Origin of the sequence: Caballeronia temeraria (assembly GCF_001544795.2) — a bacterium.
In the GTDB taxonomy this organism is placed as follows: domain Bacteria; phylum Pseudomonadota; class Gammaproteobacteria; order Burkholderiales; family Burkholderiaceae; genus Caballeronia; species Caballeronia temeraria.
In genome coordinates this window covers 144521-168329 of the sequence record NZ_FCOI02000007.1, presented here as the reverse complement: position 1 = coordinate 168329, position 23809 = coordinate 144521, and the positions used below count along the sequence as shown (strand labels likewise).

Genomic DNA, 23809 nt, shown 5'->3' with positions numbered 1-23809 from the left:
CCATGCCGATGTTCGCTAAACGAATCCATGTTCGCATGACGAACATTTTGAGGCAAGTCTGATTACCAACTGGTAAACCCGAATTCGGGAAGCGCGATCGAGCATCGGCTCGCCCGGGACAGGAGAAGGAACGGCATGATCAACAAGATTTTCGATTCGCTCGCCTCGGCCGTGGCCGACGTCCACGACGGCGCGACCATCATGATCGGCGGTTTCGGCACGGCGGGCATGCCGTCCGAGCTGATCGACGCGCTCATCGAGCAAGGCGCGCGCGAGCTCACGATCGTCAACAACAACGCCGGCAACGGCGACACGGGACTCGCCGCCTTGCTCAAGGCGAAGCGCGTGCGCAAGATCATCTGCTCGTTTCCGCGTCAGACGGATTCGTATGTGTTCGACGCGCTCTATCGCGCGGGCGAAATCGAGCTGGAACTCGTGCCGCAGGGCAATCTCGCGGAGCGCATCCGCGCGGCGGGCGCGGGCATCGGCGGCTTTTTCACGCCGACCGGTTACGGCACCAAGCTCGCGCAAGGCAAGGAAACGCGCGTGATCGACGGCAAGCATTACGTACTCGAAGCGCCGCTGCACGCCGATTTCGCGCTCGTGAAGGCCTACAAGGGCGACCGCTGGGGCAATCTGGTCTATCGTAAAACTGCGCGCAATTTCGGGCCGATCATGGCGAGCGCCGCGAAAACGGCCATCGTGCAGGTGTCGAAGGTCGTGCCGCTCGGCGAACTGGACCCCGAAAACATCGTGACGCCGGGCATTTTCGTGCAGCGCGTCGTGGAAGTGCCGCAAGCCGTGCATCAAGCCGAACTCGCCGCTTAAGGAAGGACGAAGCCATGAAGAAACTCACTCGTGACGAAATGGCCAAGCGCGTGGCCGCGGACATTCCCGAAGGCGCATACGTGAATCTGGGCATTGGCGTGCCGACGCTCGTCGCCAATCATCTCGCGGCGGATCGCGAAATCTTCCTGCACAGCGAAAACGGCCTGCTCGGCATGGGCCCGGCGCCCGCCAAAGGCGAGGAAGACGACGAACTCATCAACGCCGGCAAGCAGCACGTGACATTGCTCACGGGCGGCGCGTATTTCCATCACGCGGATTCGTTCGCGATGATGCGCGGCGGCCACCTCGACTTCTGCGTGCTCGGCGCGTTCCAGGTGTCGGCGTCGGGCGATCTCGCGAACTGGCACACCGGCGCGCCCGACGCGATTCCGGCCGTCGGCGGCGCGATGGACCTCGCGATCGGCGCAAAGCAGGTCTACGTGATGATGGAGCTGCTCACGAAGCAGGGCGAAAGCAAGCTCGTCGATGTCTGCACGTATCCGGTGACCGGCGTCGAGTGCGTGAACCGCGTGTACACGGACCTCGCCGTGTTCGACGTCACGCCGCAAGGCCTGGTCGTGCGCGAGATGGTGGAAGGACTGACGTTCGAAGCGTTGCAGAAGCTGGCCAAAGTGCCGCTTCAATACGCGCCGCTCACCGAAGCTGCCTGAGAGAATTCTGGAGACATTGAAGATGAAAGAAGCTTTCGTATGTGATGCCATCCGCACGCCGATCGGCCGTTACGGCGGTTCGCTGTCCTCCGTCCGTGCCGACGATCTCGGCGCCGTGCCGCTGCGCGCGCTCGTCGAGCGCAACAAGGAAGTGGACTGGGAAGCCATCGACGAAGTGATCTACGGCTGCGCGAACCAGGCGGGCGAAGACAATCGCAACGTCGCGCGCATGTCCGCGCTGCTGGCGGGTCTTCCGGTCGGCACGCCAGGCTCGACGGTCAACCGCCTGTGCGGCTCGGGCATGGACGCGATCGGCGTCGCGGCGCGCGCGATCAAGGCGGGCGAAACGAGCCTGATGATCGCGGGCGGCGTCGAAAGCATGAGCCGCGCGCCGTTCGTGATGGGCAAGGCGACGAGCGCGTTCTCGCGTTCCGCCGAGATCCACGATACGACCATCGGCTGGCGTTTCATCAATCCGCTGATGAAGAAGCAGTACGGCGTCGATTCGATGCCCGAGACCGCCGAAAACGTCGCGGACGACTACAAGATCAGCCGCGCCGATCAGGACGCGTTCGCCTTGCGCTCGCAGCAGAAGGCGGCGCGCGCGCAGAAGGACGGCACGCTCGCGCAGGAAATCGTCGCGGTGACGATTCCGCAGAAGAAGGGCGATGCGCTCGTCGTCGACCGCGACGAGCATCCGCGTGAAACGAGCCTCGAAGCGCTGGCGAAGCTGAAAGGCGTCGTGCGTCCGGACGGCTCGGTGACGGCCGGCAACGCGTCGGGCGTGAACGACGGCGCGGTCGCCATGCTGATCGCCGACGAGGAAACGGCCAAACGCAACGGCCTCACGCCGCGCGCGCGCATTCTCGGTCTGGCCACCGCCGGCGTGCCGCCGCGCGTGATGGGCATCGGTCCGGGTCCGGCGTCGCAGAAGCTGTTGAAGCGTCTCGGCATGACCATCGACCAGATGGATGTGATCGAACTGAACGAAGCGTTCGCCTCGCAAGGACTCGCCACGCTGCGCATGCTCGGAGTCGCCGACGACGATCCTCGCGTCAACCCGAACGGCGGCGCGATCGCGCTGGGCCATCCGCTCGGCGCGTCGGGCGCGCGTCTGGTGACGACGGCGAGCTATCAGCTGCAACGCACCGGCGGCCGCTTCGCACTCTGCACGATGTGCATCGGCGTGGGCCAGGGCATCGCGATGATCATCGAGCGCGTCTGAGCCCATGTTTTCATCGACAGGACGTTTGACCGATCTCATTTGCGGCAACGCGGCCGCGAATGAAATCTGGTCGCCGCGCGCGACCGTGCAGGCGATGCTCGACGTCGAGGCCGCGCTCGCGCGTGCTTCGGCGCTGCACGGGGTGATTCCGTCGAGCGCGGTCGAGGCGATCGTCGCCGCGTGCGACGCCGATCACATCGACGCCGACGCGTTGATGACCGGCGCCGCGGCGGGCGGCAATCTCGCGATTCCGCTCGTCAAGCAACTGACGGCCGTCGTGAAGGCACGCGACGCCGAAGCCGCGAAGTACGTGCACTGGGGCGCGACGAGTCAGGACATCATCGATACGGGCGTCGTGCTGCAGTTGCGCGCGGCGCTCGATCTGCTCGATGCCGATCTGCGCGCGCTCTCCGATGCGCTCGTCAGACAGGCCCGCGCGCACGACAAGACGCCGATGATCGGCCGCACGTGGCTGCAACAAGCGCTGCCGATCACGCTCGGTCTCAAATTCGCGCAATGGCTCGATGCCGTGACGCGTCATCGCGAGCGGCTCGGCGAACTGAAGGCGCGCGCGCTCGTGCTGCAATTCGGCGGCGCGGCGGGCACGCTCGCGAGTCTGCGCGACAAGGCGTTGCCGGTCGCGGCGTCGCTCGCCGAAGACCTGAAGCTCGCGCTTCCGGCCTTGCCGTGGCACACGCAGCGCGATCGCATCGCGGAAGCGGCGTCGTTTCTCGGCATGGTCACCGGCACGCTCGGCAAGATCGCGCGCGACATCTCGCTCATGATGCAGACCGAACTCGGCGAAGTGGCCGAACCGGCGGCGGCAGGCAAGGGAGGCTCGTCGACGATGCCGCACAAGCGCAATCCCGTCGGCTGCGCGGCCGTGCTCACCGCGGCGACGCGCGCGCCGAATCTCGTCGCGACGATCTTCGCGGGCATGGTCCAGGAGCACGAACGCGCGCTCGGCGGCTGGCAGGCCGAATGGGAAGCGCTGCCCGATCTCGCGCGTCTGACGGCGGGCGCGTTGTCGAACATCGTGGGCATCGTTCCGTCGATGGAAGTCAATGTCGAACGCCTCGCGCGCAATCTCGGCGTGACCAACGGTCTGATTCTCGGCGAAGCGGTGATGCTCGCGCTCGGCGACGCCATCGGCAGGCTCGATGCGCATAAGCTCGTCGAAGGCGCGTCGAAGGCGTCGGTGGCGAACGGCACGTCGCTCTTCGACGAACTCGCCGCGAACGAAACCGTCACGCGTCATCTGTCGCAGGATCAACTCAAACCATTGCTCGATCCGGCGAACTACGTCGGTGAGGCGCAGGCGTTCGTCGCCGCGGCCATCGCACGCGCCAGCTCGAAAAAACAGGAGCGGTAAAAACATGCCTCTTGCCGAAGTCAACGGAACGCGAATCCACTATCGCATCGATGTCACGGCGGGCGACAACGCGCCGTGGCTCGTGCTGTCGAATTCACTCGGCGCCGATGTCTCGATGTGGACGCCGAACATCGAAGCCTTCGCGGCGCGCTATCGCGTGCTGCGCTACGACACGCGCGGCCACGGCCATTCGGACGTGCCGCCCGGCCCGTACACCATCGATCAGCTGATCGGCGACGTGATCGGCCTGATGGATCATCTCAAGATCGAGCGCGCGAACTACTGCGGTCTGTCGATGGGCGGCCTGACCGGCGTCGGCCTCGCCGCGCGTCATCCGGAGCGCTTCTCGCGCGTGGTGCTGTCGAACACGGCGGCGCTGATCGGCTCGGATGCCGTATGGACGCCGCGTGCCGCGAAAGCGCGCGAGCCGGGCGGCATGCCCGCGCTGACCGATGCCGTGATCGCGCGCTGGTTCACCGCGCCGTTCATCGAGCGCGAGCAGCTCGAACTCGCGAACATCCGCGACGTGTTCCGCCATACCAATGGCGACGGCTACGCGTCGAACTGCGAGGCGATCCGCGACGCCGACCTGCGCGACGAAGCGAAGACGATCAGGCTGCCCGTGCTCGTGATTGCGGGCACGCACGATCTGTCGACGACGGCCGAGCAGGGCCGCGAGCTGGCGGGTTACATCGAAGGATCGCGCTACGTCGAACTGGACGCGGCGCATCTGTCGAACATTGAAAAGCGCGACGACTACACGCGCGCCGTCCTCGACTTCCTCGGAGAATAAAGATGACCGACGACGAACGTTACGAAGCCGGGATGAAGGTGCGCCGCGCGGTGCTGTCCGACGCGCACGTCGACCGGTCGCTTGCGAATCGCACCGAGCTGACGACCGAGTTTCAGAACTTCATCACGCGCTATGCGTGGGGCGAAATCTGGACGCGCGACGGCCTGCCGCGTCACACGCGCAGTCTGCTCACGATCGCGATGATGGTCGCGCTGAACCGCAGCGAGGAACTCGCGCTGCACCTGCGCGCCGCGAAGAACAACGGCGTCACGCAGGACGAGATCAAGGAAGTGCTGTTGCAGACGGCCGTGTATTGCGGCGTGCCGGCAGCGAATTCGGCCTTCCATCTCGCGCAGAAGATTTTCGACGAAGAAAGCAAGGCGTAGTCGCAGAGCGGCTTCGGCGCGAAACCGTCTCCGGGAAACCGGAGACGGTTTTTTCGTGTGCGGACTCAGAACGCGTAGTACGGCCCCGGTCCCGCCGGCGTCGCGCGCCCGGAGAGCGCCGTGAACACGCGCCGGCCGTAGAAGAACGGCAGGCCCCAGTCGAAGTAACCGCTCGCGGAGCCGGCCAGGTTGTCGAAGGCGAAGTTGCCCGTGCCGAACAAGGCCGTCGATTGCGCGACCGTGAAACTCACCGCGCTTTGCGCGCCGCTCGACGAGCGGATCGTCGCGGCGACCGTCTGCGGCGTCGACGGGCAATACCACACGCCGCATTTCGCGAGCGTCGTCGACGGGAAGAAGACGCCGTTCGATCCGCTGTCGATGAAGCTCGAACCGTACTGGCTGCCGCTGAAGACCGTCGTGACATAGCCGGACGCCGAGCTCGACTTGAGCACCGTCGCGGCGCCGAGCAGGTTGTTCGACTGCGAGCCGATGCCGAAGGTCATCGTCCCCGTGACCGACGATGCGCCGCTGTCGGGCACGTCGGGAAGCTCGATCAGCACGCCGTTGTTGTCGGACGCGAAGTTCGCGACCGGATTGGTCACTTGCTGCGCGACCGCCAGCGTGCCCGCGACGCAGTTGCCCGAGGTGCAGTTGTAATACCAGCGCGGCAGCGCGGAGAGCGCGCAGCCCGCGCCGCAATCGGCGGTGAACGGGCCGACGCCGAGAATGCCGTTGCCGCGCAGGCCCGACGCGGTGAGCATCGGCAGGCCGGACTGGCTGCAATCCTGGGCCGCGTTGCCCGCGGCGGTATCGGCGATCAGTTGCACGGAGGTCGAGGGCGCGACCTGGCTCGCGAGCCGGATATCGGCGCTGCGCACCGCGCCCCACGTATAGCCCGAGCCGAACACGGCGCATTCCGCGACGACCGCGCTCGGGCTGCTGCCCGCGACGAGCGGCAGCGCGATCGACGGATCGAGCGCGGACGCCAGCACGCGCAGGCCGTGCGATCCGGTATCGACCTGGATGTTGTCGATGGTCTGGCAGGTGTTCGTGCCCGGCACGCAGATCGTCACGCTGGTTTGCAGCATGTTGCGCGTGCTGGTCGGCGTGCTGGCGACGCGGATGATCTGGACGTTGGGCGTCGTCGACTGAGCCACGGTCGTGCCGTCGGATGCCGGTGACGCCGCGCTCGCGGACGACGGCGAGCTCGCCGGCGTGGCGGCGCTGGCCGTTGCGGGTGCGCTTGCCTGCTGAGGCGACGCGGCGGCGGAACTGTCGCTCGAGCCGCCGCCACCGCCGCAGGCGTGGAGCAGGACGCAGAAAACGGGTGCGGCGAAGGAGAGATGATCGGCTTCTCACTGGATGTCCGTCGACGTCACGCCCGGCGGCAACGCGCTCACGAGCCAGGCGCGGCCGGTGAATTCCCGCAGCCTCATGCGATTTTCGACGACGAGATCGCCGCTCGCGACGCGCGACGTGTGCAGTCCCGCATCGCCGGCCGATGCGTTCGCGCCTTGCCGGAACGTCTCGAAGTAGCCGCCGAGCAGCGACTGGACATCCGGCATCGCCGGACCGCGCCAGGACACGGCGTACACTGTGCCGCTCGAATCGACGTATTCACGCACGACGATGCCGTTGGCGTCGGTCGTTTCGTGGTATTGCACGAGTCCGCCCTGCGCCTGATGCACGACATCGCCTTGCGTTCCGGCCGCGGCGGCCCCGGTCGTGCCGAGTTGCGCATGGGCACACGCCGATGCGCCCATCACGAAGACACCCAGGCAGGTCGCCACGTAATGAGGAATTCTGATTTTTTCCACTGCTTTCTCTCCGTTAATTAGGACTATTCTTATTTTCGAGATGGAATTTTAAGAGGAAGTCGGAACGAAGCGATACGTGCGAATGTGTTGCGGCGATTCAGCCCGTTTTGCGGCAGAGAAGAGAAATGTCGTGGTGAATCAGTACCTTGCGATGACCGAAAGATCGAATTGCCAGTTTTGGTAATTGTCAAAAATTGTCAAATCGATCCGAAGCGGCTTCAATACACTTTGAAGCGGTGCCGTTTTCGCTGCGTGTAATCTGCTTAATCCGACGAAAGGCAACGTTCAGAAAGGGCACGCCGCGACGGTCGCCGGAGGCCGCCCGGACCTCTTTTTTTCACGGCGCACGGCTGGACCGGTAAAATAACGGGTTGATCCACGGAAGAACGCCCGTGGCGTAGCGGAAGGACTTTTCCAAATGACAGATTTTCGTGTAACGAAGCGGATGGCTGCGCTTTTCGCGGTGGCCGGAATCGTGGCGGGATGTGGTTCCACCAATCCCAATGCGTTCAACTACAAGAGCGATCAGCGTTCGAAACAGGTGTCTCTCGCCGTTCCGCCGAACCTGCTCGACGAAGCGGCCGACCAGCGTTCGCTGCCGCCGCAGGGCGGTCAGGCATCGCTGTCCGATCTGCAGCAGATCCAGAAAGTCGCACCGAACGCACCCACGGTGGTTCCGCCGGTGTCGGGCATGCGCATTCAGCGCGACGGCACCGAGCGCTGGCTCGTCGTCGACGGCAAGACGCCCGATCAGGTGTGGCCGCAGATTCGCCGCTTCTGGCAGGAACAGGGCTTTCTGCTCGTCGTCGATCAGCGCGACAAGGGCGTGATGGAAACGGACTGGAACGAAACCCATCCGCAGATTTCCGACGGCCTGATCCGCGACACGCTCGCCAAGGCGACCGGCAACTCATATGTGACCGCCGAGCGCAACAAATACCGCACGCGTCTCGAAAAGGCGCCGAGCGGCGGCACGTACGTGTTCATCAGCCAGAAGGGCATGCGCGAGGCGCTGACCGGCGTGAACAACGACACGAGCCAGTGGCAGGCGCGCCCGAACGATCCGGCGCTCGAGAACGAATACCTGAAGCGCCTGATGTCCTCGCTCGCGCAGGCAGATCAGCGCAGTGCGTCCGGTGGCGCCACGCCGCTCGATGCCCCGGCTGCCGCCGGAGCTGCGGGCGCGCAAGCCGCGAAGGGCGGCGATCCGAAGGCGGCATCGGTTGCGGCGCAGAACGTCGTGAACGCGGGCAATACGCCGATCCGCAACGAAGTCGTGCCCGAAGCCTCGTCGTCGGAACTGACCTTGCCCGAAGCCTACGACCGCGCCTGGCTGCGCGTAGGCAATGCGCTCGATCGCGCCAACTTCACGGTGGACGACCGCGACCGCAACAAGGGCGTCTACTACGTGCGCTACGTCGATCCGACGGACAAGTCGTCGGCGGAACAGGGTTTCTGGAGCCAGGTATTTCATGGCCGCAAGGAAATGAAGGCGAAGCAGTATCAGATCAACGTGCGCGCAGTGACCGAGCAGCAGACGCGCATCGCGATCGTCGACGACAAGGGCGCGGTCGATTCCTCGCCGCAAGCGCGCCAGATCATGGCGCTGCTCGCCGACCAGATCAGCTGATTTTCTTCGAGCCGATCCCGCAGAAACCGCCTCCTACGCGAGGCGGTTTTTTTATGCCGTCGCGCGCATGATGCCTCGCAAACGATTTTTTCAGCGTGCACGGAAATGCGAGCCATGAGTAAGAATTGCGCAGACAATTCTTTCGATCGGGAAATGTGCGCAAAAGCTTATAGAAATGGGCGCGCAAACAGTACATTGCATCAATGGCGAAATTCACCCGCCCGAAGTTCTTCAAAGCGCGCTCATCCGGCTCGTTGCACCGGTTAAACAGACGATTGGTTCGCCACGCGCGAACCCCGATGGCCCCGTCGCCTATCCTCGTAGGGCGACGGTTTTTGCCCGCGTTTCGCTTGGAACGCGGGCTTTTTCTTTGGCCCGCTCATCGGCGTTTCGGCGATATGGGCGATGCACGGTTATGCTCCTGCTTTCATCGTTTCAGTGAAAACAGGAGAACGTTCATGTCGGAAGTTGCGGTCGTCGCTATTTTTGTCGCCAAGCCGGGCAAGGAAGAGGAACTGAGGCAAGTGCTGGAAGCGAACGTCGAGCCGACGCGCAAGGAAGCGGGTGCGTTGCAATACGACTTGCACCGCGACATCAAGGAGCCGCGGCGCTTTATCTTCGTCGAACGCTGGGAAAGCGAGGCCGCGCTCGCGAAGCACGGCGAAACAGCGCATATTCAGGCGTTTCGCGCCAGGTCGCCGGACTTGTGCGAGCACGGCGAGGTCCGTGTCGCGAGCAAGATTCTCTGACGGTCGAAACCGTCTTTAGTGCGTTTCGTGCGGGACGTCGAGGATCAGGATGATGGTCCAGTCGGCGTCGCCGTCATGGTGATACTGGCGCTCCGCGACGATAAACGGCTGCTGCTTGCCGGACGGTCCGAGAAAGAGCACGTCGCCTTCCATCGGCAGGCATTCGACGGGCGGCAGCGCCAGATACGAGTCCTTGTTCACGTTGCGCGGCATCAGTTTTTCGATCTTGCGCGATGCCGCTTCGGTCCATTCGATATCGAGCTGGATATTGCTCATGCTGTCGTTCGCACGCTGAGTGCGCTCCACGGTTGAATCGTTGAAAAGACGATGCGCAATGTAGCACACGCCGTGCGCGATCCATGAGGCGCGCCAGACGAAAAAACGGCCTGCAGGCCGTTTTTTCGTGGTGCGTGAACCGAAGCGAAACGATCAGATTTCCTCGTACAGCGGCAGCGTCAGAAACTCGGTGAATTGCGCCGATGTCGACATGTCCTCGAAGATTTTCGCCGCGCGTTCATACGGCTTCGTATCCGCGCCCGATGCGCCGATGGCCTGCTTCACCTTCTCCAGTTCGTCGATGGTGATGTCGCGCACCATCGCGGCCGTGACCTTGCGGCCATCGTCGAGCTTGCCCTTCGGCGAGCGGATCCATTGCCACACCTGCGAGCGCGAGATTTCGGCGGTCGCCGCGTCTTCCATCAGATTGTGGATCGGCACGCAGCCATTGCCCGCGAGCCACGAACCGAGATAGTGGACGCCGACGTTCACATTGTTGCGCAGACCCGCTTCGGTGATCGGCTCTTCCGGACGGAAATCGAGCAGATCGTGCGCGGTCACCTGCACGTCGGTGCGCTGCTTTTCGATCTGGTTCGGCTTGTCGCCGAGCACCTTCACGAACTCTTCCATCGCGAGCGGCACGAGGCCCGGATGCGCGACCCAGCCGCCGTCGTAGCCGTCGCCGGCGTCGCGCGCCTTGTCGGAACGCACGCCGCCCATCGCGCGGTCGTTCGCGGCCGGATCGTTCTTGATCGGAATCAAAGCGGACATGCCGCCGATCGCCGGCGCGTTGCGCTTGTGGCAGGTCTTCAGCAGTTCGAGCGCGTAGGCGCGCATGAAAGGCGAGGTCATCGTGATCTTCGCGCGGTCGGCGAGACAGAAGTCCGTGTCGTTCTTGAACTTCTTGATCGCCGAGAAAATGTAGTCCCAGCGGCCCGCGTTGAGGCCCGAGCTATGTTCGCGCAGCTCGTACAGGATTTCGTCCATCTCGAACGCGGCGAGAATCGTTTCGACGAGCACCGTCGCGCGAATCGTGCCGCGCGGAATGCCCACGCCTTCCTGCGCCGCGACGAAGATGTCGTTCCACAGACGCGCTTCGAGATGGCTTTCCATCTTCGGCAGATAGAAGTACGGGCCGCTGCCGCGTGCGATCAGCTCCTTCGCGTTGTGGAACAGGAAGAGCGCGAAGTCGAAGACGCCGCCGGACACGCGCTGACCATCGACGGTGACGTGCTTTTCATCGAGATGCCAGCCGCGCGGACGCACGATCAGCGTCGCGATCTTGTCGTTGAGCGTGTACGACTTGCCGTTTTGCTCGAGCGAAATCGTGCGGCGCACGGCTTCCTTCAGGTTCATCTGGCCGACGATCTGGTTGTCCCAGTTCGGCGCGTTCGAATCCTCGAAGTCCGTCATGTACGAATCCGCGCCGGAGTTGAGCGCGTTGATGATCATCTTGCGCTCGACAGGACCGGTGATCTCGACACGGCGGCATTGCAGATCTTTCGGCAGCGGCGCGACTTTCCAGTCGCCATCGCGGATCGATTTCGTTTCTTCGAGAAAGTTCGGGCGCTCGCCCGCGTCGAGGCGCTTCGTGCGCTCGACGCGCGCGCCGAGCAGTTGCTGGCGGCGCGGCTCGAACTGGCGATGCAGCGACGCGACGAACGCGAGCGCTTCGGGCGTCAGGATGGTCTCGTAGCCGGGCTTGAAGTCGGCCGAGATTGCCATGCCTTTCGGAAGCGAAAGCGGATTCGATGGATGCGTCATGGTTTTCTCCTTGGTCGGTCAGACGGTTTTGCTAGTGGTTTTGCTTGAAGCGATGAAACGGCGGCCGGCGCGCGCGCTGCCTGTCTTGCGGCTGCGCGCCGCGCCGTCTTCGATGAAAGCGATGAGATCGGCCATGCCGCGGCCGCTGCCGTGCGGCGCGACGCCGAGTTCCTCGAGCGGCAGCGCGGCGCGGTTGATCCAGAAAGTCGTGTAGCCGAACCACGTTGCGCCGGCCACGTTCCAGCCGTTGCTCGATGCGAACACGATGTCGCGCGCGGCGGCGTCGAAGGCATGCGTGCCGAGCGCGTAGGCGGCGGGCGCGGGCTTGTAGGCGCGCGCGGCATCGACGGACAGCACATGATCGAAAAGCCCAGTCATGCCGGCGCTTTTCACGGCGATGTCGAGCATCGGCGGATTGCCGTTCGACAGAATCGCGAGGGGAACGCCGAGGGCATCGCGCAACGATCTGAGCGCGGGCAACGTGTCGGGAAACGCGGAAAGGCACGCGTATTCGTCCATCAGGCGCTTCTCGGCGGCGCTCGTGAGCGCGTCGGCGAGTTTCAGGCGCGCGGCTGCGTGGCGCAGCGCATCGATCGTGATTGTCCAGAACGGCTCGTAATGCGCGCCCGACGGATCGGCGAGCGAGCGCAACTGCGTGTATTGATCTGCTTGCGGCGCCAGAGCTTCGAGAGCGCGTCGCCGTGGCCGGGAAAAAGCTGCTCGGCCGCCGCGACGACCGAATGGACGTCGAAGAGCGTGCCGTAAGCGTCGAAGATGACTGCGCGGGGAAGCCTGGACAATTCGATGGACGATGCGTGTGTCGTTATGGCCGACATAGCCTTGCGCTCCGTTTAGAGGTCGGGACCGATTGTATTCGTGATCTAAGTGATGGAAAAAGCACCGCAGCATCACTTGATCTTTTACTTTTACTTACCTAATCTGTGCCTTAGTAGCGATATTGACGACGAACACGCATGGATCGATTCAAGCAGATTGAAACTTTCGCCTCGGTCGCGGCGAAGGGCAGCCTCTCGGCGGCGGCGCAGGCGGAAGGCATCGCGCCGGCGGTCATCGGACGCAGGCTGGACGCGCTCGAAGAGCGGCTCGGCGTGAAACTGCTCGTGCGCACGACCCGCAGGATCACGCTGACGTTCGAAGGCTCGGCGTTTCTCGAGGACTGCCAGCGCATCATCAACGACATGCAGAACGCGGAGGCGAGCGTGTCGGCGGGCGGCGTGAAGGCGAGCGGGCATTTGCGCGTGTCGGCGCCGGCGGGTTTCGGGCGGCTTCACGTTGCGCCGCTCGTGCCGAAATTCACCACGTTGCATCCGGATGTGTCCGTGAGTCTCGATCTGACGGATCGCATGGTCGATCTCGTCAACGAGGGCTTCGATTGCGCCGTGCGTCTCGGCGAGCTGCCGGATTCGTCGCTCGTGTCGCTGAAGCTCGGAGAGAACCGGCGCGTGTGCGTCGCGTCGCCGGACTATCTGGACAAGCGCGGCGAACCCGCCGATCTCGCCGCGCTCGCGCATCACAATTGCCTCGCGCTCGGGGCCTCGGCGAATCAGCAGCGCGGCTGGGTCTTCGAGCAGGACGGCAAGGTCGTGACGATCAAGGTCTCCGGCACGATGGAATGCTCGGACGGCGCCGTGCTGCACGAATGGTGTCTCGAAGGCCGCGGCCTCGCGTGGCGCTCCTGGTGGGAAGTCGGCGACGACATCGACGCGGGCCGCCTCGTGAGCGTGCTCGATGCGTTCGCCGCGCCGCCGATCGGCATTCACGCCGTGTTTCCGCAGCGGCGGCATTTGCCGTTGCGCGTGCGATTGTTTCTCGATCTGCTCAAGCATACGTATAACGCGACGGGATATTGGGGCTGACTGCGAGGCTGATCGGGCGGAGCCGTGAAAATTTCGGAATCCTACGCGCGGGAAGAGCGCCGGATCGCCGCGCGGATGAATCGAAATTGCTCTGCCTCCGTCCCCGTTACTACAATGGAATCACGCACCATCACATCACGGTGAGGACGCCATGTTCAAACATATCCTCGTGCCGACCGACGGCTCCGAGCTATCGCAAAAGGCCATCGACGGCGCGATCGATCTCGCGCAGTCCGTCGGCGCGCGCATCACGGCATACGCGTGCCTGCCTCAGTATCCGTATTCGCCTTTCGCCGATGTCGCCGTCGAGCCGCCCGACGACTTTCACGCCCGCGCCGAGAACGAAGCCCGCGAACACCTGCGCGCCGTCGAGCGCGCCGCCGAGAGCGCCGGCGTGCCTTGCTCGAGCGTGACGAGTATCGATGCCGCGCCGTATATCGGCATCATCGAGGCGGCCGAGCAAAATGGCTGCGACGTGATCCTGATGGCATCGCACGGACGGCGCGGTCTCGGCAGCCTGCTAATCGGCAGCGAAACGCAGCGCGTGCTGACGCATACGAAGATTCCGGTGATCGTCTACCGTTGATGCCCAAACGGAAGCGCACGTCATGCGCTTTCGTTTGAGCAGCGGCCGCGGCGCGTCATGCATGCGCCGCGGCCGCCGCTTCTTTTCACCACGCTCCCTGATTCACCTGCGCTAAAGCGGTATTACGCGACCTTCTTGTCGAAGAACTGCTCGTCTTCGGTCGAGCCGTGCAGCGCGGTCGTCGATGCGTCCTTTTCGACCGTCTGCGTGACCGCGTCGAAGTAACCCGTGCCCACTTCGCGCTGATGCTTGACCGCCGTGAAGCCTTTGTCGGCGGCGGCGAATTCGGCCTGCTGCAATTCGACGAACGCGCTCATCTGCGAGCGGGCGTAGCCGTGCGCGAGGTTGAACATCGAGTAGTTCAGCGCGTGGAAGCCGGCCAGTGTGATGAACTGGAACTTGTAGCCCATCGCGCCCAGCTCGCGCTGAAATTTGGCGATGGTCGCGTCGTCCAGATTCTTCTTCCAGTTGAAAGACGGCGAGCAGTTGTACGACAGCATCTTGCCCGGGAAGGCCTTGTGAATCGCCTCGGCGAACTTCTTCGCGTACTGGAGATCCGGCTTGCCGGTTTCGCACCACACGAGATCGGCGTAGGGCGCGTAGGCGAGGCCGCGCGACACCGCCTGCTCGAGACCCGGCTTCGTGCGGAAGAAGCCTTCCACGGTGCGCTCGCCGGTGAGGAACGGCTTGTCGTTGTCGTCGATGTCGGATGTGACGAGATCGGCGGCTTCGGCATCCGTGCGGGCGATGAGCAGCGTCGGTACGCCGCACACGTCCGCCGCCAGCCGCGCGGCCGACAGCTTCGCGACGTTCTCGCGCGTCGGCACGAGCACTTTGCCGCCCATGTGACCGCACTTCTTGACCGACGCGAGCTGATCCTCGAAGTGCACGCCCGCGGCGCCGGCTTCGATCATCGCTTTCATCAGCTCGAACGCGTTGAGCACGCCGCCGAAACCGGCTTCGGCATCGGCCACGATCGGCGCGAAGTAGTCGATATAGCCGTCATCGCCCGGATTCTTGCCTTCCGACCATTGAATCTGGTCGGCGCGCGTGAGCGTGTTGTTGATGCGCTTCACGACGAGCGGCACCGAGTTCGCCGGATACAGCGACTGATCCGGATACATTTCGCCCGCGACGTTGGCGTCGCCCGCCACTTGCCAGCCCGACAGATAAATCGCCTTGAGGCCGGCCTTGACCTGCTGCATCGCCTGATTGCCGGTCAGCGCGCCGAGCGCATTGACGAACGGCTCGTCATTGATCGAGGCCCACAGCCGCTCTGCGCCGCGCCGCGCGAGCGTGTGCTCGGGCTGCACCGAGCCGCGCAGACGCACGACGTCGTCGGCCGAATAGCCGCGCTTGATGCCCTTCCAGCGCGGATCGGTTTCCCATTGCTGCTGGAGTTCCTGGGCTTGTTGTTGACGTGAAGTCATAGGCTTCTCCCTGAGATGTGGTCTGAACGGCTTGAGCTCCGATGCGCCGCATTCGGTGGTCTGCTTTTGCGCAACTCTTATATAAGAGTCTAGGGAAAGGCGGATTCGCGAAACAGCCCTTCGGGCAAGATTTCGCGATTATTTTTATCGCGTGAATTCAATGAGATAGGGGTTGAGTATCGTAATGTGGAATGCCTTTTTCCATGTTGCAACAGGAGACTTTGTGCGGCGCAGCACCGCTTTTGCGACGCAAAAGGCCATTGCGCATCGTGAAATATGGAGTCGGGACGAAAAAAAACCGATGCGCGAGGCATCGGTTTTCTTTCTGTGACAGCGAAGCGGCGTTGAACCGCTTCGTGCAGGCTGCTTAACTGCCGCGGCGCGGGGCGCGCGGACCGTCGTTGCGGCGTGCGCTATAGCCGTCGCGCGAGCCGTAACCGCCTTCGCGGTTGCCGCCACGATAGCCGCCATCGCTGTTGCCACCGCGATAGCCGCCGTCGCTGTTACCACCGCGATAGCCGCCGCCGCCGAAGCCGCCTTCGCGCGCACCTGCGTTCGACTTGTTGCCGTAGCCGCTGGCATTGCCCGGACCGAAGCTGCGACCGCTGCTGCTGCCGCCGCCATTGCCGCCGAAGCGACGGCCACCGCCGTTACCGCCGCCCGGACGGCCACGGCCGCCGCCGAAACCGCCCTTGGGCGGCGCCTTGCGCGGCTCGAAGCCCGCGACGACGTTCACCGGCAGCGGCGCACGCACGAAACGCTCGATGCGCTTCAGCGCGCCCATTTCGGCGTAATGCACGAGGCTCACCGCCGTGCCGCTGCGGCCTGCACGGCCGGTACGGCCGATACGGTGCACGTAGTCTTCCGCGAACTTCGGCAGGTCATAGTTGAAGACGTGCGTGATGCCCGGAATGTCGATGCCGCGCGCGGCGACGTCGGTCGCGACCAGCACGCGCACACGGCGCTCGCGCAATGCGCGGATCGTGCGGTTACGCGCGCCTTGCGGCAGATCGCCGTGCAGCGCGGCGGACTCGAAGCCCGCGTCGGCGAGACGGTTGGCGATGAGATCGGCGTCGCTCTTCGTCGCCGTGAAAACGATCGCCTGATCGAGTCCGTCGACGCGCAGCAGATGGTCGAGCAGACGATCCTTGTGATCGCGGTCATCCACGTAATGCACGGTCTGCGCGATGTTGCTCTTCGCTTCGAGCTTCTGCACGATCTCGATGCGCTCCGGGTCCTTGAGCAGGCGGCCGGTCAGCGACGTGATCTTGCCGTCGATGGTCGCGGAGAAGAGCAGCGTCTGGCGCGAGGAGGGCGTTGCGTCGACGATCTTCTCGATGTCTTCGATGAAGCCCATGTCGAGCATGCGGTCGGCTTCGTCGAGCACGAGCATGTCCAGTTCCGACAGATCGATGCGGCCGCGTTCCAGATGGTCGATCAGACGGCCCGGCGTCGCGACGAGGATTTCGGGGTTCTTCGCGAGAAGCATCAACTGCTGACCGTACGCGACGCCGCCGAGAATGCTGACGGTGCGCAGACGGCGCAGGTGCTTGCCGTACGTGGTCGCGGCGGTGGAAACCTGCATCGCGAGTTCGCGCGTCGGCGTGAGCACGAGCAGCTTCGGACGGGCGATCGGCTGCGGACGGCGGCCACGCTGCGCGTTCGCATCACGCGGCGCGCGCGGCTGTTGCGCTTCCAGCTTCTGCAGTTGCGAGAATTTCTCGATGGCGGGCAGCATGAACGCCGCCGTCTTGCCCGAACCGGTCGGGCTGGAGACGAGCAGGTCGCGGCCGGCGAGCGCAGCCGGAATGGCGCGCTGCTGCACGGGCGTGGGCGACTGATAGCCCGCGGCGGTCAGCGCGGACACGATTTCGGCGCAAAGGCCGAGCGATTCGAAAGTGGGGCCGGCGGGCTTGTCGGCGGGTGCGTCGATGGCCGGGGTGTCGGCCGTGGGGGTGATGCCGATGTTTGCTGCGAGGTTGTCCAACGGGGTAGCGGTGAAGCTCGAAGTCATGTCGATCCTTGAAACGAGGAATAAGGCGTCGGCGCCAATCGGCATACCCAGGTCGTTGGATTCAGCGAGCGAAGAAACAGCGAGCAAATCGAAAAACGTAGGCTACTCGCGCGAACGGCGGCGAGTATCTTTGTTAGAAGCTGTATCGGATTCGGCAGGCTCGACGTTCCAAAAAGAACGACGGGGCGCTGACGTCAGCCTGATGCATGACGGGCCGCGGAACATACTGCGCACATAACAACCGCGCAACGGCCTAGCAGGGAGGGGACAGTTTCTAAACTGGATTGGGGCGAAACGCTACGAAGCGCCTTGCTGCGCGAGGCTTGCCGGGTTTTGACCACTGGCATGCGACCCGCAATCGAGCGCTAGCCGCTAGTATATCTGAGTTTGCTGCACTGCGCCACATTTTGGCGCGTGAGCGCGCTATCTTCGGGCATCGGATGGCGCGCTCCGGTTCACATGAAGGCCTCAGGCCGCTTCGCCCCGCTTGAGCGAGTCGACGAGCTCGACATAGCGCGCTTTCGCGTCGTCGGCGGGCGTGCCTTGCAGCGCGGCCCACGCTTCGTATTTGTACTTTCCGGCGATGTCCGTGAAGCCCGGCTTGTCGCCTTGCACGTCGCCGATGCTCGCCTGCTTGAAAAGCGCATATAGGCGCAGGAGCGTGAGATTGCCGGGGCGCTCGGGCAACTCGGTCACGTCGGACTGGGCCTGGGCGAACTGCTGGTCGATGTCGGTCATGCGTTCTCCGTTGGTATCGAGATGGACCGGACGATCTTAGCAAGCGCGGCGCGCCCGGCCTGTCGAGGCTTTCCTCCAACCGAGGACGTCTTCGAGACGCTTTGCGCGCGTGAACTCGAGCGATCGTGTCTCGTCGATGACGCGAATCCGGCGCATGTCCCGCATTACAATACCGGCTATGACACGCACCGTTTTGCTCGCCCTCGACACCTCGACAGAGTTTTGCTCCGTCGCGCTGCTGCTCGCCGATACCGCCGCATCCGCATCCGCATCCCCATCCGCCGCCGATTCGAACGCCGCCGCGCCGCAATACGCGAGCGGCGACACGCGCGTCTGGTTCCGCCACGAGGCGACCGGCGCCGTTTCCAGCACGCGTCTTTTGCCCGCCGTGCGCGAACTTTTCGCCGACGCCGGTCTCGCGCTCGCCGATTGCTCGGGAATCGCGTTCGGCGCCGGCCCCGGCTCGTTCACGGGCTTGCGCACGGCAACAGGCGTCGCGCAAGGGCTGGCGTTCGGCCTGGGCGTGCCGGTCGTGCCCGTGAGCACGCTGCTCGCATGCGCGCAGGGCGCGCGTCTGAACGATCCGTCGATGCCGCCGCGCGTGCTCGCCGCGCTCGATGCCCGGATGGACGAGGTCTACTGGGCCGACTTCGAATTCGATGCCGCCACCGGCGAATGGCGCACGCTGCATCCGGCCGCGCTCGATGCGCCCGGCGCGCTGCCCTTGCCGGACGTGCCGTTCACGCTCGCCGGCAACGCCGCCGCCGCGTTCGGCGACCGTCTGCCGGCGCTCGCGGCCGCGGCGCATGTCGATCGCGAAGCGTTGCCGCATGCGCTGCCGGTTGCGCTCATCGGCTTGCACGAATGGCGCGCGGGCCGCACGATCGCGCCCGAACTCGCCGCGCCGGAGTATGTGCGAGACAAGGTCGCCCAGACCACGGCCGAGCGCATGCAAGCCCGCGAGGAGGCGCTTCGGTGAGCGGCGTGCTGCTGGCTGATCGGTATCTCACGCCGATGACCGAAGCGGATCTCGACGAAGTCGCCGCGGTCGAAAAGCTTGCCTACGAGTTCCCGTGGAGCCGCGGCAATTTCCAGGATTCGCTGCGCAATGGCTATTTCGGCGTGTGCCTGCGCCATGTGACCGGCACGCTGATCGGCTATTGCGTGCTGATGCCCGTCGTCGACGAAATGCATTTGCTCAACCTGTGCGTCGCGCCGGCGGCCCAGGGCGCGGGCGCGGGTCTCACACTGTTGCGCGAAGCCGTGCGCATCACGCGCGCGGAAAAGCTCGATGGCGTGCTGCTCGAAGTGCGGCCGTCCAATCCGCGCGCGATCCAGCTTTACGAGCGGTTCGGCTTCGCCGCCATTGGGCGCCGCAAGAACTATTACCCCGCGCGGCATCGCTCGCGCGAGGACGCAATCGTCATGCGTCTGTCGTTCACGGAGGAGAGTGCGCATGGCGCTCGATGAAATGTTGATCGAGGAGTTGGGCATCGGTCCGGTGTGGGTCCGGCGCGGTCTTGCGCCCGTGTCGACCGTGCCGGCGATCGAGGAAGAAAGCCCGCCCGTCGCACCGGTGATGGAAGCCGTGCGGCAAGAGCCGACACCCGATGCACAGGCGGTGGAAGCGCCCGCGTCCGTCGAAATCCGGCAGGAGCCGAAGCCCGTTCAGCCCGATTCCGACGTGCCACCCCTCGACGCCTACGACGATCTCCCCTGGACCGACGACGCGCCCATCCACGTCGAACCCGTCATCGCCGAAGCGCCGAGCGACGTCCACACGCTCGACTGGGACGCACTCGCCGGGCGCGTCGCGAACTGCGAGCAATGCCGCCTGTGCGAACGCCGCACGAACACGGTCTTCGGCGTCGGCGATCGCGAAGCGGACTGGATGCTGATCGGCGAAGCGCCGGGCGAGAACGAGGACAAGCAGGGCGAGCCGTTTGTCGGCCAGGCGGGCAAGCTGCTCGACAACATGCTGCGCGCGCTCACGCTGTCGCGGCAGTCGAACGTCTATATCGCGAACGTGATCAAGTGCCGCCCGCCCGGCAACCGCAATCCCGAACTCGATGAAGTCGCGCGCTGCGAGCCGTATCTGCAACGGCAGGTCGAGCTCGTGAAGCCAAAGGTCATCGTCGCGATGGGCCGCTTCGCCGCGCAAAGCCTGCTCAAGAACGAGGCCAGCATCGCGTCGATGCGCGGGCGCGTGCACGAGTATCGCGGCGTGCCGGTGATCGTCACGTATCACCCGGCTTATCTGTTGCGCAGCTTGCAGGACAAGTCGAAGGCGTGGGCGGATCTCTGTCTCGCGCGCAATACGTATCGCGAGGCGCTCGCCGCGCTCGGCGTCGAGCAAGGAGCAGAGAAGGGCGGCGTCTGATGACGGCCCAGGCGAGCGCGCTCACGCACCTCGTCGATGGTTTCGACGACGTCACGGTTCGCGATCTCGCCTGGCTGCTCTTCGCGCCCGATCTGCTGCGCGAAGGGGACGCCGCGCTCGCGCATCCGTTCGCGTCGAAGGAAGAGCGCGACGCGACGCTCGCGTGGCTCAAGGCGCTCGACGCCGCGCCGCAGCCGCTTCACGATCACGCGCGCGATCCCAAATTCACTCGCCTCGGCATTTACGCCGAGAGCCTCATCCGCTTTTTCCTCGCGCACGGACCGGCGGCGCGCCTCATCGCGGCGAACGTGCCGTTGCGGCGGCAGCGGCGGACCATCGGCGAATGCGACTTTCTGCTCGAATCGGCCGATGGCGCGCGGCTCCACTGGGAGCTGGCGGTGAAGTTCTATCTCCATATCGGCGATGACGATGCCGCGCGCACGGCGCGTCTGTCGAACTATGTCGGGCCGAATCTGCAGGATCGCTTCGATATCAAGCACGAGCGGCTCATGACGCATCAACTGGCGCTGACCGGGCGCGCCGAGTTCGCGTTGCTCGGTTTCGACGGGCCGTGGCAGGCGCAGCTTTTCATCAAGGGCAGGCTTTTCTATCACGGACTCGACGGCGACGCGGTCGTGCCCGCGCCGGAAATCGGCGCGCATCATCTGCGCGGATGGTGGCTGACGGCATCGGAATGGCGCGAGGCGCGCGCGCATGCATCCGGCGATGAACGCGCGTGGGTCGTGCAGCCGCGCATGGCGTGGCTCGCGTCGCGACGCCTCGATGCAAGCGCCGCCGGCACGCTGATCGCCGAATCGGATGCGATCCGCTCGCGTCTCGAAGCCACGATCGCCCCGACGATGATCGCCGCTTACATGCGCGACGAAGCGGGGCAATGGATCGAGGAATCGCGCGGTTTCATCGTGCCGGACGACTGGCCCGCGCGGGCGCGCGAGTTCGCCGCATCGGCGGACTGATCACCACCAGCGATAGAAATGATGCACCGGCCCGACGCCGTGGCCGACTTCGAGCCGCACGCTCGCTTCGATCGCGCCGGTGAGATAGCGCTTCGCTTCGGCGGTGGCGCTCGCGAGATCGCCGGTTTGCGGAATCAGCGCCGCGATCGCCGACGACAGCGTGCAGCCCGTGCCGTGCGTGTTCTTGAGCGGCACGCGCGCGCCGCCGAGCCGGAGCGCGCCGCCTGCTTCGATGAGCCAGTCCGGACTGTCGTTCGAGGCGAGATGGCCGCCTTTCATCAGCACCGCTTGCGCACCGAGCGCGCGCAATGCTTCGCCCTGGCGGACCATCGCGTCTTCGTCGGCAGCGCTTTCGGTGCCGAGCAGCGCCGCCGCTTCCGGCAGGTTCGGCGTGACGAGCGTCGCGAGCGGCAGCAGTTCGTCGCGCAGCGCGGCGACCGCTTCCGGCGCGAGCAAGGCGTGATGACTCTTCGAGATCATCACGGTGTCGAGCACGACATGCTGCGGCCGATAACGCCCGAGCGCGTCGGCGACCGCGCGCACGATGCCCGCGTTCGCCAGCATGCCGATCTTCACGGCATCGATACGAATATCGTCGAACACGGCGTCGAGCTGCGCCGTGATGAACGCGGGCTCCGGCGCGTGAACCGCCGTCACGCCGCGCGTGTTCTGCGCAGTGAGCGCCGTGATGACGCTCGCGCCGTACGCGCCGAGCGCCGAAAACGCTTTCAGGTCGGCCTGAATGCCCGCGCCGCCGCCCGAGTCGGAGCCGGCGATCGTGAGGACGTTGGGAATGGGTTTCGTGGTTGCCATGAGCTTAGATGCGTGACTGGGCGATGGTCGCGGCAAGCGCCGAGGCCGCCTCGCGCGGATCGGCCGCCTTGCAGATCGCGGACACGACGGCGAGACCGGCGGGTTTGCCGCGCATGACGTCGGCGGCGTTGTGCGCCTGGATGCCGCCGATCGCGACCGTCGGCAGGCGGGCAGCGGCGCAGATTTCAGCGAGACCGTCGATGCCGCACGGCGGGGAGGCATCGGTCTTGGTCGGCGTAGCGTACACCGGCCCCGCGCCAAGATAGTCGATGACGCCCGCGAGTGTCTCCGCACCGGCGGTTTCATCGGGATTCGATACCGACAGCCCGATCAGCGCATCCGGCCCGAGCAGTTGCCGCGCGACATCGGCGGGCAGATCGCGCTGGCCGATATGCACGCCGTCCGCGCCCACGGCCAGCGCGACATCGACATGATCGTTGACGATGAACGGCACGCCGTGCGCGCGCGTGATCGGCAGCAATTCGCGCGCGAGATCGAGCCACGCGCGCTTGTGCCACTCGGGCGCGCGCAATTGCACGATAGTCACGCCGCCTTCGAGCGCCGCGCGCGCGACGCGAACCGCCGCGTCGTGGCCGCCGCACTGCACCGGATCGAGGACGAGATAGAGCGAGAGATCGAACGAAGCACGCATGATCAGCCGGCGACGATGTCGCGTTGCACGAGCGTCTTGCCGAACGCATCGTCGTCGAGCGACGCGAGCCGGTCCAGATACGCGACCGCGAAGCTGCCGGGCAGGGCGGCGTCGCGCGCGGCGAGCTCGCCCGCGATGGTCGAATACGCGATGGCGGCAACGGTCGCGGCCCAGAATTCGTCACGATCGGACGCCGCGCCGACGAACGCCGCCACCGTCGCGGACAGCGCGCAGCCGACGCCCGTCACGCGCGTCATCAGCGGCGAACCGTTCGACAGCGCGATCACGCGGCGGCCATCGGTCACGTAATCGGTCCCGCCCGTGACGGCGACCACCGCCTGCGTCTTCAGCGCAAGCACCTGCGCGGCGTCGAGCGCGGCATCGGTGGCGGCGGTGCTGTCGACGCCGCGTCCGCTCGCCGCGCCTCCCGACAAACTGATGATCTCCGACGCGTTGCCGCGAATCACCGCGGGTTTCGCATCGAGCAGATCGAGCGCGAATTCGGTGCGAAACGCGAGCGGGCCGACCGCGACCGGATCGAGCACCCAGGGCGTTCCCGCGCCGTTGGCGGCATCGACGGCGGCGCGGATCGCGCGGCTCTGCGGCACGTCGAGCGTACCGAGATTGACCGACAGCGCGTTGGCCACGGGCGCGAATTCGCCGACTTCTTCTCGCGCGACGACCATCGCGGGCGCGGCGCCGATCGCGAGCAGCACGTTCGCGGTGAAGTTGGTGACGACGAGATTCGTGAGGCAGTGCACGAGCGGCGCGCGTTCGCGCACGCGGGTGACGAACGGGAAGAGATCGGCGGCGAGCATGATGGAAATCGAT

24 protein-coding genes and 1 pseudogene are annotated in these 23809 nt (G+C 65.2%); 14 read left to right on the top strand and 11 right to left on the bottom strand.

What is annotated here, in order from left to right; genetic code table 11:
* Positions 1 to 135 precede the first annotated feature (135 nt).
* From AWB76_RS13115 to pcaC, 6 genes are read left to right on the top strand one after another with little or no spacing between them, the layout of a single operon-like run.
* On the top strand, positions 136 to 828 hold the full coding sequence (locus AWB76_RS13115) for a 3-oxoacid CoA-transferase subunit A (RefSeq protein WP_061160549.1): 693 nt from the start codon (positions 136 to 138) through the stop codon (positions 826 to 828).
* Between the two features lie 14 nt (positions 829 to 842).
* Entirely contained in the window at positions 843 to 1499 is a 657-nt protein-coding gene (locus AWB76_RS13110) for a 3-oxoacid CoA-transferase subunit B (protein ID WP_061160548.1), read from the top strand.
* A 22-nt stretch (positions 1500 to 1521) separates the two neighbouring features.
* A complete protein-coding gene (gene pcaF, locus AWB76_RS13105) occupies positions 1522 to 2724 on the top strand; it encodes a 3-oxoadipyl-CoA thiolase (protein ID WP_053567955.1) in 1203 nt (400 codons plus the stop codon).
* Between the two features lie 4 nt (positions 2725 to 2728).
* Positions 2729 to 4096, top strand: coding sequence for a 3-carboxy-cis,cis-muconate cycloisomerase (locus AWB76_RS13100; protein ID WP_061160547.1), 1368 nt, complete (start codon positions 2729 to 2731; stop codon positions 4094 to 4096).
* A gap of 4 nt (positions 4097 to 4100) precedes the next feature.
* Positions 4101 to 4889 (top strand): 3-oxoadipate enol-lactonase, encoded by a 789-nt coding sequence (gene pcaD / locus AWB76_RS13095; RefSeq protein ID WP_061160546.1) that lies wholly within the window; start codon positions 4101 to 4103, stop codon positions 4887 to 4889.
* A 2-nt stretch (positions 4890 to 4891) separates the two neighbouring features.
* Positions 4892 to 5275 carry a 4-carboxymuconolactone decarboxylase gene (pcaC, locus tag AWB76_RS13090; RefSeq protein WP_061160545.1) on the top strand — a complete coding sequence of 128 codons (384 nt, stop codon included), beginning with the start codon at positions 4892 to 4894 and terminating at the stop codon, positions 5273 to 5275.
* A 65-nt stretch (positions 5276 to 5340) separates the two neighbouring features.
* On the opposite strand, the gene AWB76_RS13085 is transcribed toward pcaC, so the two are convergent.
* Both AWB76_RS13085 and AWB76_RS13080 read right to left on the bottom strand, forming a co-directional pair.
* Entirely contained in the window at positions 5341 to 6432 is a 1092-nt protein-coding gene (locus AWB76_RS13085) for a DUF3443 family protein (protein WP_082864431.1), read from the bottom strand.
* Positions 6433 to 6630: 198 nt separating this feature from the next.
* Positions 6631 to 7092, bottom strand: coding sequence for a DUF2844 domain-containing protein (locus AWB76_RS13080; RefSeq protein WP_061160543.1), 462 nt, complete (start codon positions 7090 to 7092; stop codon positions 6631 to 6633).
* A 418-nt stretch (positions 7093 to 7510) separates the two neighbouring features.
* Between AWB76_RS13080 and bamC the strand changes: the two genes are divergently transcribed.
* Both bamC and AWB76_RS13065 read left to right on the top strand, forming a co-directional pair.
* Positions 7511 to 8722, top strand: coding sequence for an NlpB/DapX family lipoprotein (gene bamC / locus AWB76_RS13075; RefSeq protein WP_061160542.1), 1212 nt, complete (start codon positions 7511 to 7513; stop codon positions 8720 to 8722).
* A 458-nt stretch (positions 8723 to 9180) separates the two neighbouring features.
* Positions 9181 to 9471, top strand: a complete 291-nt coding sequence (locus tag AWB76_RS13065; RefSeq protein ID WP_061160540.1) for a putative quinol monooxygenase — start codon at positions 9181 to 9183, stop codon at positions 9469 to 9471.
* 15 nt (positions 9472 to 9486) lie between these two features.
* Here the strand turns inward: AWB76_RS13065 and AWB76_RS13060 are convergent, their stop codons facing one another.
* From AWB76_RS13060 to AWB76_RS13050, 3 genes and pseudogenes are all read right to left on the bottom strand, one after another.
* On the bottom strand, positions 9487 to 9747 hold the full coding sequence (locus AWB76_RS13060; protein WP_035503563.1) for a hypothetical protein: 261 nt from the start codon (positions 9745 to 9747) through the stop codon (positions 9487 to 9489).
* Between the two features lie 153 nt (positions 9748 to 9900).
* Entirely contained in the window at positions 9901 to 11511 is a 1611-nt protein-coding gene (aceB, locus tag AWB76_RS13055; RefSeq protein WP_061160539.1) for a malate synthase A, read from the bottom strand.
* An 18-nt stretch (positions 11512 to 11529) separates the two neighbouring features.
* A pseudogene (locus tag AWB76_RS13050) lies at positions 11530 to 12347 on the bottom strand (haloacid dehalogenase type II).
* A gap of 138 nt (positions 12348 to 12485) precedes the next feature.
* Between AWB76_RS13050 and AWB76_RS13045 the strand changes: the two are divergent.
* A complete protein-coding gene (locus tag AWB76_RS13045) occupies positions 12486 to 13388 on the top strand; it encodes a LysR family transcriptional regulator (RefSeq protein WP_061160538.1) in 903 nt (300 codons plus the stop codon).
* Between the two features lie 151 nt (positions 13389 to 13539).
* On the top strand, positions 13540 to 13974 hold the full coding sequence (locus AWB76_RS13040) for a universal stress protein (protein WP_061160537.1): 435 nt from the start codon (positions 13540 to 13542) through the stop codon (positions 13972 to 13974).
* A 122-nt stretch (positions 13975 to 14096) separates the two neighbouring features.
* Here AWB76_RS13040 and aceA read toward each other — a convergent pair whose 3' ends face one another.
* The 3 genes from aceA to AWB76_RS13025 form a co-directional block, all read right to left on the bottom strand.
* Positions 14097 to 15404 carry an isocitrate lyase gene (gene aceA, locus AWB76_RS13035; protein ID WP_061160536.1) on the bottom strand — a complete coding sequence of 436 codons (1308 nt, stop codon included), beginning with the start codon at positions 15402 to 15404 and terminating at the stop codon, positions 14097 to 14099.
* A 367-nt stretch (positions 15405 to 15771) separates the two neighbouring features.
* Positions 15772 to 17418, bottom strand: coding sequence for a DEAD/DEAH box helicase (locus AWB76_RS13030; protein ID WP_061160657.1), 1647 nt, complete (start codon positions 17416 to 17418; stop codon positions 15772 to 15774).
* 468 nt (positions 17419 to 17886) lie between these two features.
* A complete protein-coding gene (locus tag AWB76_RS13025; protein WP_061160535.1) occupies positions 17887 to 18156 on the bottom strand; it encodes an acyl-CoA-binding protein in 270 nt (89 codons plus the stop codon).
* Positions 18157 to 18334: 178 nt separating this feature from the next.
* Here AWB76_RS13025 and tsaB point away from each other — a divergent pair, with 178 nt between their 5' ends.
* From tsaB to AWB76_RS13005, 4 genes are read left to right on the top strand one after another with little or no spacing between them, the layout of a single operon-like run.
* A complete protein-coding gene (gene tsaB, locus AWB76_RS13020; RefSeq protein ID WP_061160534.1) occupies positions 18335 to 19135 on the top strand; it encodes a tRNA (adenosine(37)-N6)-threonylcarbamoyltransferase complex dimerization subunit type 1 TsaB in 801 nt (266 codons plus the stop codon).
* Positions 19132 to 19626, top strand: coding sequence for a ribosomal protein S18-alanine N-acetyltransferase (rimI, locus tag AWB76_RS13015; protein ID WP_061160533.1), 495 nt, complete (start codon positions 19132 to 19134; stop codon positions 19624 to 19626). Before tsaB ends, rimI begins: the two co-directional genes overlap by 4 nt.
* Positions 19613 to 20536, top strand: coding sequence for a uracil-DNA glycosylase (locus AWB76_RS13010; protein ID WP_061160532.1), 924 nt, complete (start codon positions 19613 to 19615; stop codon positions 20534 to 20536). The genes rimI and AWB76_RS13010 overlap by 14 nt, the downstream gene beginning before the upstream one ends.
* Positions 20536 to 21513 (top strand): DUF1853 family protein, encoded by a 978-nt coding sequence (locus tag AWB76_RS13005; RefSeq protein ID WP_061160531.1) that lies wholly within the window; start codon positions 20536 to 20538, stop codon positions 21511 to 21513. Before AWB76_RS13010 ends, AWB76_RS13005 begins: the two co-directional genes overlap by 1 nt.
* Here the strand turns inward: AWB76_RS13005 and thiD are convergent, their stop codons facing one another.
* The 3 genes from thiD to thiM are packed head-to-tail and all read right to left on the bottom strand — an operon-like array spanning position 21514 to position 23796.
* The gene (gene thiD / locus AWB76_RS13000; RefSeq protein WP_061160530.1) at positions 21514 to 22326 is read right to left on the bottom strand and encodes a bifunctional hydroxymethylpyrimidine kinase/phosphomethylpyrimidine kinase; all 813 of its coding nucleotides are present in this window, start codon (positions 22324 to 22326) and stop codon (positions 21514 to 21516) included.
* Between the two features lie 4 nt (positions 22327 to 22330).
* A complete protein-coding gene (thiE, locus tag AWB76_RS12995; protein WP_061160529.1) occupies positions 22331 to 22978 on the bottom strand; it encodes a thiamine phosphate synthase in 648 nt (215 codons plus the stop codon).
* 2 nt (positions 22979 to 22980) lie between these two features.
* Positions 22981 to 23796: a hydroxyethylthiazole kinase gene (gene thiM, locus AWB76_RS12990; protein ID WP_061160528.1), complete on the bottom strand. Its 816-nt coding sequence runs from the start codon at positions 23794 to 23796 to the stop codon at positions 22981 to 22983.
* Between the last annotated feature and the right edge of the window lie 13 nt (positions 23797 to 23809).